We start from the raw sequence: 12,742 nt of genomic DNA, 5'->3' as shown, positions 1-12,742 counted from the left end.
GCTGGTTAAAAAAGAAATAAAAGGGTTCTACAGTTTCGTGCAGGTTAAGGTCAGGGGCCTTTAAGGCTCTGTATCAGGGCCTCGAGGTCCTTAGTCCTGCGCGCGCTGATGAGCGCAAACACGTAAAGCACTGCTGCCGCCACTGCTGTGCTTACGTCGTCGAGGGGGTAGCCTATTGGCGCGTTGGATCCGAAGGGTCCCAGGGTGCCGTAGAACACGAGAATTATGCCAATGAAGAGGGCAGCTATGACCCACCAGCCGGAGTTTATCTCCTTCCTCAGCTCCTCATTGCCCATAGAGTACACCACTAAGGTGAAGGCTACCGTCGTGAGCAGGTTGATCAACACGAAGGCCCAGAAGTCAACCTGGTATGATAGCTTAAGCGGGAGCGGCCCATAGCTTATCGAGGCCCAGGGCAGCACTATATCCCTGTACAGCAGGAAGTACGTGGTGACGGCGAGCACCACCCAGTACGCCACGCCGAGGGCAGCGCCTAGGGACCTGCTGACCTCGTACCAGCGAGGCGCCACGTAAATGTAGAAGATCGGCAGGCCGGCCAGCACCAGCGGCACGGCTATCCACATGGTGCTGAAGCCCGCCCAGTAGACTATCATGTAGGCCGCTATGAAGGCTATTCCGCCCATTACCGTGGGCGCCCAGAGCTTGAACGGCCTCCTTATCTCAGGCGCGTGCTTCCTGAGGGCAGGAACCGCTGCCCCGCCTACTGTATACGTGAACACCGTGGCGAACACTGTCAGGCTGGCTATGTAGGCCCAGGAGGGGAACGGAAGGAGGTAGAGGGCGCCTATAAGCCACGATATAAGCAGCCCTATCCATGGCACCCGGTGCCTGTTGAGCTTCATGAAGGTCTCCGGCATGCTGCCGTTTGTTGACATGCCATAGAGCACCCTTGACACAGTGCCTATGTAAATTAGGCCCGTCCCTATGGGGGCCAATATGGCGCCCAGCATGACGCCCCAGCTCCACCACCTCAGGGCCGAGGAGCTTGAGAGCCTGGCCACCTCAAAGAATGGGGCAGCTGAGATGGGAGTGGCTGAGAGGCCGGTCCAGTTGCCGGGCCTGAGGCCGAGGGCTGACCAAGGTATTGAGCCTATGAACGAGACCTGCAGGAGGACATAGACTATTATGCCCATCACGAAGCCCAGTATCGTGCCCAGCGGCACGTCCCTCTGCGGGTTCCTGGTCTCACCAGCAAAGTCAAGGCCCTGCCTGAATCCTAGGTATGAGAACACTATGCCTGTGGTTGATATCGACATAATGATCGGGGCCGTGCCGTAGGGCATAAATGACGGGGTGCTGAAGTTCCTTGGGTGCAGCGCGAGGCCCAGGAGGAGCAGTATTGTAACTATGGGAATCACGAACTTTATGTAGGTCAGGGACGTGTTTGTGGAGCCCATAATTTTAACTCCATAGTAGTTTATTAGGAAGAACGCTGTCAGCAGCGCGAACGCTATGATGACTCCGGGCGCCGTGAGCACCGTGACGCTTCCCAGGGGCGTCGTCTTGGTGGCGTAGAGCCATGGGAAGAATATGGCCAGGTAGGTCACCACCGCTATCGCCTCGGCGGGGGCCACGCTCAGGGAGGCCACGAGGTAAGACCATGAGAGGACTAATGACGCGAAGCTGCCGTGAGTGTACTGGGGGTACCTAACTATAGACCCTGACTTAGGTATTGCCGCGGAGAGCTCGGCGAACGCGAGTGCCACGAAGAGCATGAGCACCCCCGCAATAATCCATGAAATGAAGGCCGCGGGGCCTACTGCCATTGCCGTGTAGTAGGAGGCGAAGAGCCAGCCGCTTCCTACCAGGGCGCCGAAGACGAGGGCAGTTACGTCTATCAGCGAGAGGGACCTCCTGAGCTGTCTGTCTGTGCTCTCGGCCCTCTGAATTCTCTCCTCGCTACTCATTACACTAAACCACTAATATGGGTTCTACTAAACAGTCCTTAAAAAACGTTATGATATGGATTGTAATGGTTTATGAGGCAGTTCTTTACAAGAGCTTTTATCCCACCGAAAGGGTATTACTTAATATAACGCGACTTTATTATATTATGTATAGACCAGGCCCTTTGCCGCTGAGAGGCCAAGGTAAAAGTACATGCACTTAAGCCATGCCATTGCGGCCCTGGCGTTAGCCCTGAGAGCCCCTCCAATCCTGGGGTTTCGCCTCCTCGGAGGAGGCCTGTACAGTACATCACAGACCCTGGCCCCCCTAAGCCTTGAGGCTGCCAGGAGCTCGCACCCGAAGGTCTCCCCAAGCTTAAGAGCGTAGTCAGCCAGGAGGGACTTCCTGTAGACCCTGAAGTTGGAGAAGAGGTCAGACACCCCCAGCAGCCTTCCAAGGGTTGACGACGCCACGATTTCGAGAGGCCTCGGAAGCACGGTCCTTGAGGCGACGAGGACGTCACACCCCATCGCTTTGGCCGTCTGCAACATGAGGGGGACAAGCTCTGGAGGGTTCTCTAGGTCAGCGTCTATGGTGACGACGAGGTCGCCCCTCGAGCTCCTTATGCCCTCAAGCAGGCAGGCGGTCTGCCCAGCATGATCCATCACTATAACCCTGTCGAAGTACCTGGATGCCACATCCGCAGTCCCATCGGGGGAGCTGTCGTCAACTAGGATTAGCTCGTGCTCAAGCCCTCCCAGGGCGGCCCTGAGCCTCTCAGCAAGCCTCGGGACGTTCTCAGCCTCGTTGTAGGAGGCCGTGACTACTGAGATCATCCTCCCCCGCGCCAGGCGCTTTACAGGCGTTGTTTAACATTTTATGGTATTCTAGCTCTTTGATTACCTCTGAGAGCTGCCATTGACGCTGAGGCGCCGCCTGCAACAATTATACAGTTGCCAGTGCGGCCGCGGCAGAGCATACCTTGAGTGCGGGCTGGGCATGGTATTACTTTATTCCAAGCTCCGCCTGGGGTTTGCCGGATCCGGCCACGGGTCCCTTTATAAGGTATTACCGTAACGCTAATACTGTAGAAAAGGGCTTCGTCGATGAGCACCACGACAGCCGCGGCTGAGGTTGTTGGCAAACTCGCGAGGGGGCTCATGAACCCAGGGAAGGCGTCAAGGCAGGGAGCCAGGGGCAGGTCGCTCAGGCTCTCAGACATACTGGAGGCGTCAGGGGACGAGGACAGGGGGCCCGTGGAGCTGTTCGAGGGGGCCTCAAGGCCCCTCCTTCCAAGGCTTGTCCCGGGCTTCCCCCGCGGCCTGCCCAGGTCGCTGAGGCAGCTTGTTCACATAGGCATCGACACCAGCACAAGGCTCCTTGCTACCCCATACGCTGACGTCGTCATCTCGGCGCTCTCAATATCAGGCCCGGGGCCCGTGGAGCTCTGCGACTACCCCTCGCTCTACAGCCCCCTTGAGTGCGGCGCCTCGCCTCCCCCGTTCATCTACGTCATACCCCACGGCCCCCTCGAGCTCCCCGAGGAGGAGGGCGTCGCCCTGGTACCAGCGGCCCCCCAGGACATCTCACAGGCCCTCATATCGCAGCTCGCTAACTACGCCAGGCTCTCGCTTGAGAGGTGGGCCATGGAGGCCCCGGCGCAGGAGATAGCAAAGGCCTTCGCCGAGCTGGGCAGGAGGCCCGTGGTCATGCTTGACGGTCCCATATTCATAAGCCAGGGCAAGGGGGTTGGGAGCCTTATGGTGCAGAGGTACGAGGCCCTGAGGGGCCTTGAGTCCTTGGGCTTCCCGGTCATAGGCGTGGTGAAGAGGGTCGAGAGGAGCTCCCTGCTCTCCTCCTCGCCCGGCTACCTGAGGCTCCTTGATGGCTGCGGCGTCGACGGCTCCAGCGAGACGGACTCAATGATACTGCAGAGGCTCGCGTCCTCGTGCATAGCTGAGGAGCCGGGCAGAGTCTACGTGACGCCTAAGATAATGGCGAGGGGCGGCGACGGCATCAATAAGGTCGTGGAGTACGTGGTGATGACTCCAAGCGCCTGGCAGAGGCCCGGGGTCAGGTCAAGGGTCTACAGGCTTGAGTACACTGAGGAGACGCTGCGCATGCTCGAGGACGTGGGGGTTGACCCGCTCCAGGCCTTCCTCGCAGACTCCATAGCCAGGGAGAGCCTTGAGCCTGTGAGCGTCTCCATGAGCGACAGGAGGGCTAAGGCCCTCACGTCCTCCTTAAGAGCCCTGCTTGCCAAAGAAGTAATGGGGCTGGGCGGCAGGATAGGCTATGAGAGCGAGGTGGAGCTCAGGGGGCTCCTTGAGGAGGGGGAGGAGTGAGTGACCGACGGGGGCCAGCTTCAGCTTGGCGAGAGGCTGAAGTCGATAGAGAGCGAGGTGGACAAGCTTGACCGCATGCTGACGGCCGCCTACGATAAGGCGAAGGCCGTGGGCAAGGTCGTTGGGAGGGTCTCCAGGTTCGGCGAGGTGAAGGTGGGGGAGGGCTCAAGAATAGAGTTCATCGTGGACCCGTCCACGTACTACGGCGAGACGGAGGCGCCGTTCCAGAGGGTAGGTGACTACCTCATCATAGTTGACCCCAAGGACCTCAGGCTCGTCCTGGTGAGGGTTACAGCCATCAACAGGAGGGACGAGCTTGCCATAATGGGCCTCCAGCCCCCCGTGAGCCCCATAGTCAACGCTGTTGAGCCCAGGGGCCTTATGACGGACACCGTGATAGAGGGCGAACTCATCCTTGAGAAGGGGGACAGCGACGGCGCCCCGAGGCCCGCAATAAAGAGCATAGAGCCCCAGGCCCCCGTCGTAGTGCCGTCCCCCCAGACGCTGAGGGAGCTCCTGGCGCTCCCGGCTGAGGGGGTAACTCTGGGCAGCCTGGCGACGCCCGGAGGCCTGATAGAGGGCGGCAGGATCCCAGTTAAGCTCCCGCTTCAGGCGTTCCTTCACCACGTGCTTATAATAGGCACAACCGGCGCTGGCAAGACAACCCTTCTCAAGAACATGATAGCCTCGGCCTACAGCCAACAGGGGCCTGGCTTCACTGCGATAGTGGCAGACCTTAACGACGACTTTGTTCAGCTCCCCATGGGCCCCCAGAGGGAGCCGGAGCCGAGGGAGATATACTCCGGCGTCTACTCCGGCGTCTCGCCTCCAGCCGGGGTTATGGTGGTGCTCCCAGTCACGGCCCAGGCCACAATGGAGACCAGGGCCTCCAGGGAGGGGCAGGCATTCAATGACGCCATGAAGGAGATAGGCAGGGATTACGTGGCTGACGTGATAGCGCCCCTCCTGGGCGGGGACGCAGGCGGCGCGTTTAAACACATAGTCTCACCTGAGACAGGCCTGAGCTACTTTGAGGCACAAGACCTGCCCTTCAGGCTGGACCTCGTGCCATACTTTATAGACACCACCAGGAGCGGCGCTGACTCGCTCTCAAGCCTTATGCCTGGCCTCAGCGAGTTAGCCAGGGGCGCGCTCAGCTCAATAAGGAGGAGGTTCAGGGCCGAGTTCGGCTTCAACCCTCCGCTTGAAGTTGTGCAGGCGGCGCTGCTCAACGCCCTTACAAAGCTCAGGAAGGGCGCAGCCAACGGGGACGAGCAGGCAATTAATATGGCCCTGGAGCTTGTTGGCAGCTACGTGGCCATTTACAAGGGGGAGCTGAGGAGAAAGCTGTTTGGCAAGACAGTCGCTGACACGAAGTACCTGACGAGCAAGAGGCTCATAGGTCGCAGCGACTCAGGGGGAACCCTAGAGGTCGGCCTCGCCGATGCAATAGAGTTCACCTCAGGCACGATTGTTCAAATGATGCCCCACAGGAGCACCCTCGAGGCCCTGTTCAGGAGGGTCTCATCGCTCCTGGACACGGGGTTTGTTGACATACTTGTTGAGACAGACAGGGGCCTTGAGGTCCTGGAGGAGCCCAGCTGGGAGGCCATAGTGAAGGAGGCCAACGGCGCTAGGGTGCCGGTGGTCCTTGACCTTAGGAAGGGCCTTGAGGGCTCCCAGGGCGGCCCTGAGGCGCTCAGGGTGCTAGCCTACAGGATGCTTGACAGGCTCATAGCCTGGAAGCACGAGGCCTGGAGGAGGAGGGAGAGGGACTCGCCTGAGGTAGTGATATTCATAGACGAGGCCCACCAGTTCTTCCCAAGCGAGGGCAGGTCGAAGGAGGAGGTGGAGGAGGTTAGCGCCATCTCAGCGATGATATCAAAGGTCGCCAGGCTGGGCAGGTCAAGGGGCATAGGGCTCGTCTTCAGTACACACAGCCCGAAGGACCTGAACAGCATAGTGATCCAGCTGGCCAACACAAAGATACTCCTGAGGAGCGAGGAGTCCCAGGTCGAGGCGCTCTCGCTGCCGCAGGAGGTGAGGCACTACCTGCCGAGGCTTCAGGACAGGTACATGGCCGTGGTAAGCTATGTCTTCAGGGAGGGCTATGTCTTTGCGGCGACCACCACCCCGCTCACGATGCACTATGATATCTCGGCGTGAGCGCCAGGGCCTAAGGTTCCCGCGTTGTAGTGCAACGATCCTTTTATCGTCAAGGGAATTGAAATGAATATCTTTTAACTAGCAGCCCTAGGCTCTGGTTAGCTGCGCACTTATATTAGTCCTGGCCTTCCTTTGCAGCCGGTGCAATGGGTTGTCTCACGTATTCACAAGGACTGGTGACGACGGAACCACTTACTGCAGCCTGCTAAAGGAGAGGGTTCCAAAGGATCACGTGCTGATAGAGCTCCTGGGGGCCCTTGATGAGGCCAACAGCTTCGTTGGGCTGGCGCGCTCGCTAGTGCCAAGCTACATGGGTGACGTCCTCTCAGACCTGGAGTACCTTCAGAGGCTCATCTTCAGGGTAGGCTACACAGTCTCTGGCATCAGGTCCATCACTGACGACGATCTAAGAAAGCTGGAGGACATGGCTGACAGCTACTACGGCAGGCATCCACTGAAGAACTTCGTCCTGCCTTCAGGGCCTGTGCCAGCCGCGGCCCTGCACGTGGCAAGGACTGTTATGAGGAGGGCCGAGAGGATAATGGTGAGGGCCTCAAGGGAGTACAAAGTTGACCCGCAGGCGCTTAAGGTAGTTAATAGGCTCAGCAGCGCACTATTTGCTATGGCTGTATACGTGGCCAAAGCTATGGGGTACCCGGAGGAGCCTGTCTGAGGTGTTAAGCTTGAGCCTTGTAGTTGACCTCCTGAGGTCCATTGATGACGCCTTAGTTACGGAGGACGGGCGCGGCATAAAGAACGTGATAGCTGGCATGTCAAGGGACCAGGGCAGGAAGGTCTGGGTTGAGACGCCGCTGGGCCACAGGTACTACGTTGTAATTACGCAGGACCTTGAGGCGGCCTTTGACCTAAGGTACGACGCCCTCTCCCTGATGTCGCCCTCTGACAGGCTTGAGGTGCTGGCCGAGGCTTCAGACACTATAGATGATTACAAGGACGTCATAGCTAAGATAATATCGGCCGAGACTGGGAAGAGGCTGCCAGACGCCAGGGAGGAGGTGGAGGCCTCTCAGTCGTTTATCTCTCAGGCGCAGGAGCTCCTGAGCTCCAGGGGCACCACTACCACTGGCAGGCCTCACTTTGATCTAAGTGGCGAGTGGACCTCAGCTCAAGTTATAGTCAGGGAGGGCGTAGGGCTCGTCCTGCCCCCCTTCACATCCCCCTTCTTTGGCTCAATAGCTGGGGCCTCGACGCTCCTGGCCAACGGCATGCCGGCCGTGGTCAAACCCCCGTGGCAGGCCTCAGCCTCAGTGGCAGCCGCCCTCTCGGCGCTGAGGGAGACGGACCTCGGCGACTTCCTCTCAATGATAAACACGAGCTCCTATGGGACCCTGCCGGCTGAGGAGGTGGCCTCGGTGGTGCTCTTCGGCAGGGAGTTCACGTACAGGTCCCTCAGGAGGAGCTTCAGCAACGTTATAGCTAACTGCTCCGGCAGGGCGGCGCTGCTTCTCTGCGCTGAGCCTAAGGACGTGGAAGGCCTTGCAAAGAAGGTAGTAGAGTCGGCGGTCTCTAACGCTGGTCAGGCCTGTGGGTCGGTCAGGTGGGTCCTGGCCCTAAGGGGCCTTGGGGAGGACCTGGTGGACTCCATGCAGGACTACATCTCCCAGCTCAGCGTGGGTGACCCTCTTGAGGGTAAGGACGTTGGACCCCTTAGGACGAGGGGGCTTGTGGACAGGGCGGCTAAGCTTGTGAGCGATGCAACGTCAAGGGGTGCGAGGGCGCTGGGCGAGGCCAGAGCTGAGGGCAATTACATGTCCCCCGTGGTGCTGAGCGAAGTGCCGCGGGGCGCTGAGATCCTCTGGGGCGACGTGGAGGCACCTATAATCTCTGTGTCGCTGTACGACGACTGCTCCGAGGTCGTGCAGACAGTGTCAATGCTGAACAGCGCGACCTCAGTAATAGTATACGGCGGCCTCAGCACGGCATACTCTGTGGCAAAGTCAAGGACTGGAGCCGTGGTATGGGGGAGGGACGACTCATTTGAGCTGCTTAAGGCAATGTGTCACGTTGTGGGCGACCCTGCGAGGTACTTCAGCGAGGGCCCTGAGCTGCCTGCCTCAAGGAGGGCCCTACTCGTCTTCTGACCATTTGCCCCACGCCCTCACCTCAACCATCTTAAGCTTATTCATGATCGGGCGTAGGGACCCCACCTCGCCCGCGCCTCATAGGCGATCAGCGTAGGCTCATGGGCGGCTGTCAAGCCCCGCGCCGCTGGGCTTCCATCTACGGCTCCCCATCCCCCTAGCCCTTGGGGGCATTGCCCCATCAGGCGAGGGTTATCCACCCAGCATGTTGCGGGCATAATACTGTAAAGGATCTCTATTGATGTAAAAAAGCTCAGCCCTCTGGCGACTCCTCAGATTCCTCGTCGCCCTCCTCAGACTCTGTCCCTTCGCTTTCCTCTGCCTCCTTTCTCCTCGTCGCCCTCCCTCTCCTTCCCCCGCCGCCCTCCCCAGGAGTCTCGGCGCCAGCAGCATATGGCGCCAATATGTACCTTACCGAGAAGGTCGCCGAGTCGAACCTCAGCTCCACGGGGCTGTCAGTCTTAAACATGACCTCCACCTGCTCGGCCACCTTGGCCAGGGAGAGTACCTTGTCAAGGTAGCTGTAGTCGTAGGTCGCCCTCGCTGGGCTCTTGACCTCCAGCGATATGAGCGAGCCGGAGCCGCTCAGGAACTTGGCTTCAGCCCTCCTGCCCCCGCTAGCCCTGACCGCAAAGTACGTATCGGTGGCCTCGAACTCAACAGTGTTGCTGAACTCGCCGGCGTCCTCAATAGCCCTCCTGAACGGGTCGGCCATTATTCTCACGTCTACATCATGGTCAAGCTTCATCTCGGGCATCTCAAGGGAGACCTCTATGTTAGGTAACAAGTAGGTCCTCTTGGCCTGGCCTTCGACCTTTATGAGCACTTGGGACTGTGTCACCCTGAACTCAACGCTGTTGCCCTTCTTAGTCTCTACCAGGGCCCTTGAGAGCAGTGAGAGGTTAGCCCCCATGACAACAGAGTCCTGGGATAATTCATACTCGAGAAAGCTTGAATAAGGTATCGTGGCCTCTATATAAGCCACCTTAGCAGGGTCAAGGCCTACTACCTTGACTCCGTCCTTGGTTATTGTGAATGAGGCCTCCTCAACTATCTCGGCAAGCGAGTCAACTATCGACTTGAAGAGCTTGGCGTCAGGGTACCTTATCCTTGCAGCAGGGCTGCCAATCTGGGATTCAAGCTCGCTCAACGCTGCCCCTAAGGATATGAGCACTTCACAGTTTATAAGCAGAGAGTCCCATGCAAGCTAGGGCCCCTGTTGGCTAAGATAACAGCTGCAGTAGAGCTGATGAGACCTCTGAACGGGCTCATGATGGGACTTATAGTGATAGTCGGAGCCATCGTTGCTGGAAGGGGCTGGCTGCCGCCAGCCCTCGACTTAGTTGGAGGGGTCCTGGTGGCGTTCCTTCTCACGTCATCAGCGATGGTGCTTAATGACATAGTGGACTTAGGAATAGATGCGGTGAACGCGCCGCAGAGGCCCATACCGTCAGGCAGAGTAACCGTTGGGGAGGCTAAGGCCTTGTTCGCCATTATATCGGCCCTGGGCCTAGCGATCTCCGCTGTCATGGGGCTACCCGAGCTGGCAGTGGCGGCTATATCGTATGTGGACGCTGTTTTATACGACACTGTCACTAAAAAGTTAGGCCTTCTCGGGAACGCCATGGTAGCGTTTACCGGCGTGTCCCCCATGCTTTACGGGGCCGTTATGAGTGACGGCATAAACTCTGCGGTGGCCCTGGAGTCGCTCATGATATTCCTCTTCATGGTAGGGAGGGAAATAGCGAAGGGCGTGGCCGACGTTGAGGGCGACAGGCTTCATGGCGTGCGCACCCTCGCGGTGAGCTGGGGAGTTAGGAGGGCTTCGTTCGCCTCTGTGGCCTTTATCTTAGCCGCTATAGCTGTAAGCTTCGTTCCACCGCTTATAGGCATAGCTAACAGGCTTTACTACAGCGTCCCAATAGCTCTCGTGGACCTCATATTCATGTATGAGTCCCTAAGGCTCGTCGCGTCACCCAGCAAGAAGATAGCCCTAGGAGTCAAGGACGCTATACTTTATGCCGTGCCGCTGGCGCTGCTAGGCTTTGCCCTAGGCGCCCTTTAGCGCTGCTAGGTGATTGTATTGCGGTAGCATCACACGACATTAAAGCTAGACCTTTTACAGCTGAAAGCCTCGCCCTCCAGGGCGGTGAGAGGGTCATTTAGCGGCAACATCAGGCTCTTCACACGCTGAATTATGGTGGCTTTAAAGCACTTGGCGAAAGCTAGTTCAAGGCAGGGTGCTTTGGGCTACTTCGAGTTAATAGCAGAGCTGCCGCCGAAGAGGTCATTTAACAAGATCGTATCAATAGCCTCAAGGCTCATTGAGCTGGCTGACTCGCTTGACGTGCCAGATGCCCCGCTTGGGTATCCGTCGCCCTCATCGCCAGTAGTCTCGGCTGCGCTTAAGGCAAGTATGAGGAATGATGTTGATATAATTGCGCACCTTAGGCTGCTTGACACGGCCCACCTAGGTGCCGTGAACGTCGCCATGGCTATGGAGTCCCTGGGCATCTCAAGGCTCCTTCTCCTCAGGGGCGACAGGCCTTCGATAGGTTCACCATGCTCCGCGACGCCGGAGGATGTGGCAGCCACTATAAGGGGCCTTGGGTTGAAGGTGAAGGTTGGACACCTGCTCAGCCTCGCGAAGCCCGTTCAGCAGGTCCTCCAGAGGGTCTCCTCGGGGGCGGACTTCTATGTTGTGACAAGGCCGTGGCGTTCCCCCCTAATTGGCGACGTCTCCAGGGCCGCGCACCAGCGGAACGCTAAAGTGTACGTCTACCTGGTGGTGCTTAGTAAGGCAAACGCGGAGCTGCTGAGCTCTATTCCAAGGGAGGAGCTGGTGATGCCTGACGAGGTGAAGGAGGCGGTCTCTGCACTGAGGGAGCGCGTGGACGGCGTAATCATATCGTCGCCGAGGGACCTTGAGTCGCAGCTCAGGGCCCTGAGGGAAGCCAGGTCGGCCCTTTAGAGGAGCAGGAAGAGCGAGGCCGCAGCGGCTCTTGCAATGGCAACGTAGAGCATCAGGCTCCTCAGGCAGCTGTAGCCATCACTAGCGTAGAGGGCCTCAAAAGTCCACCCGCCAAGCTCCCCTCCGATTATGGCCCCTAGGCCCATGACAACGCTGTAGGTCCCTATAGCCGCCCTCTTGTCCTCAGCCTTGTCAACGAGGTAGGAGAAGTAGGCCACGTTATTTATTGAGTTGGCGAGGCCCGCCAGAAGCTGGGAGGCGTAGATGCCGTAGACGTTGGGGGAGATGGCGTACGCCAGGGCAAAGAAGGTGTTAGTGAGCCTCCCTATGAACATGGAAGTCTTCATCCTTCTCGCTATGAATCCCCCTATGAATCGCTGCACCACTACCGTTGACGTCGTGGCTATGACGTTTATTATGGCCACCTGCTCCGTTGTCATGCCGAACACGTGCACCTGCGCGAGGGGAAACAGCGGCCAGGCGAAAGACCACGCTATCATATAAATGAAGTTGAACGCCAGGAACTTCTCAAGGCCCTTGACCGAGAGCCTAAGGGACCTCTCCCTGGGCCGCTCATCATAGGGAAGGTCAAAGACTATGGCTGTGGAGAGCGTTGAGGCCACGGCGGACACCACAAAGATGTACTTGGCCAGCTCCACGTTAGTTGCCATGTAGAGCCCGCCGGCCACTATAACTGGGAGGGACCCCAGGGACGAGTAGAAGGCCATGCGTGAGAGCAGGAAGCTCCTGCTTCCCCTGCTGTAGTACTCGCTGAGGAGCGAGAGCCCCATGGAGCTTATGCCTGAGCCTGCCATCACCGTGGCAACGAGTGCCGTGTATAACAGGTGGTAGTTCATGAAGAAGGCCATGAGCACCAGGCCGAGGCCCTTAATGATGTTGCCCTCAAGCACGAGGCGCCTGGCGTCGCTCTTAGTGGCTGACGAGAAGTACTGCGCCATGTTTGTAAAGAAGGTGCCCGCGGTTGAGACTATGCCAAGCGTGTAACCTGAAAGTCCCAGCAGGGCCCCTATGAACGATATATAAGGCGAGTAGGCGCTGCTTGCCATTCCATTTATCAAGTTGTATAGCGATATCCTTCTCACTCCGCGGCTCTTGAAGTCGTTATTGGATTGTGCTTTCAAGTCACTTCGCTGCATGAGCCTTGACCGGTGCTCAGTTAAAAGAGGTTAGAAGCTTTAAGACCTTTAAGGCGGTCCTTAGAGCTGACATGGTAACATGGAGGCGCCATT

General features: G+C 58.3%; 10 protein-coding genes. 6 read left to right on the top strand and 4 right to left on the bottom strand.

What is annotated here, in order from left to right; all coding sequences use genetic code 11:
- Positions 1-50 precede the first annotated feature (50 nt).
- Positions 51-1,928, bottom strand: coding sequence for an APC family permease (locus tag SE86_RS05960; protein WP_117354701.1), 1,878 nt, complete (start codon positions 1,926-1,928; stop codon positions 51-53).
- A gap of 144 nt (positions 1,929-2,072) precedes the next feature.
- Positions 2,073-2,744: a glycosyltransferase gene (locus tag SE86_RS05955; RefSeq protein WP_117354700.1), complete on the bottom strand. Its 672-nt coding sequence runs from the start codon at positions 2,742-2,744 to the stop codon at positions 2,073-2,075.
- Between the two features lie 270 nt (positions 2,745-3,014).
- Here SE86_RS05955 and SE86_RS05950 point away from each other — a divergent pair, with 270 nt between their 5' ends.
- The 4 genes from SE86_RS05950 (at position 3,015) to SE86_RS05935 (ending at position 8,521) form a co-directional block, all read left to right on the top strand.
- Positions 3,015-4,253, top strand: coding sequence for a DNA double-strand break repair nuclease NurA (locus SE86_RS05950; protein ID WP_117354699.1), 1,239 nt, complete (start codon positions 3,015-3,017; stop codon positions 4,251-4,253).
- A complete protein-coding gene (locus SE86_RS05945; protein ID WP_117354698.1) occupies positions 4,254-6,419 on the top strand; it encodes a helicase HerA-like domain-containing protein in 2,166 nt (721 codons plus the stop codon).
- Positions 6,420-6,570: 151 nt separating this feature from the next.
- A complete protein-coding gene (locus tag SE86_RS05940) occupies positions 6,571-7,092 on the top strand; it encodes a cob(I)yrinic acid a,c-diamide adenosyltransferase (RefSeq protein WP_117354697.1) in 522 nt (173 codons plus the stop codon).
- 10 nt (positions 7,093-7,102) lie between these two features.
- Complete coding sequence (locus SE86_RS05935) at positions 7,103-8,521, top strand: aldehyde dehydrogenase family protein (RefSeq protein ID WP_117354696.1); 1,419 nt, start codon at positions 7,103-7,105, stop codon at positions 8,519-8,521.
- A 253-nt stretch (positions 8,522-8,774) separates the two neighbouring features.
- Here SE86_RS05935 and SE86_RS05930 read toward each other — a convergent pair whose 3' ends face one another.
- A complete protein-coding gene (locus SE86_RS05930; RefSeq protein WP_148666789.1) occupies positions 8,775-9,671 on the bottom strand; it encodes a hypothetical protein in 897 nt (298 codons plus the stop codon).
- Positions 9,672-9,740: 69 nt separating this feature from the next.
- On the opposite strand from SE86_RS05930, the gene SE86_RS05925 reads away from it, so the two are divergent.
- Both SE86_RS05925 and SE86_RS05920 read left to right on the top strand, forming a co-directional pair.
- Positions 9,741-10,586 (top strand): geranylgeranylglycerol-phosphate geranylgeranyltransferase, encoded by an 846-nt coding sequence (locus SE86_RS05925; RefSeq protein ID WP_117354694.1) that lies wholly within the window; start codon positions 9,741-9,743, stop codon positions 10,584-10,586.
- A 180-nt stretch (positions 10,587-10,766) separates the two neighbouring features.
- Entirely contained in the window at positions 10,767-11,492 is a 726-nt protein-coding gene (locus tag SE86_RS05920) for a hypothetical protein (RefSeq protein WP_117354693.1), read from the top strand.
- On the opposite strand, the gene SE86_RS05915 is transcribed toward SE86_RS05920, so the two are convergent.
- Positions 11,489-12,595, bottom strand: coding sequence for an MFS transporter (locus tag SE86_RS05915; RefSeq protein WP_211096524.1), 1,107 nt, complete (start codon positions 12,593-12,595; stop codon positions 11,489-11,491). The two genes, SE86_RS05920 and SE86_RS05915, sit on opposite strands and share 4 nt — an antisense overlap.
- Positions 12,596-12,742 lie beyond the last annotated feature (147 nt).

Source organism: Acidilobus sp. 7A (assembly GCF_003431325.1).
GTDB lineage: Archaea > Thermoproteota > Thermoprotei_A > Sulfolobales > Acidilobaceae > Acidilobus.
The sequence above is the reverse complement of the archived record's forward strand: the minus strand, read 5'-3'. Positions and strand labels throughout refer to the sequence as shown.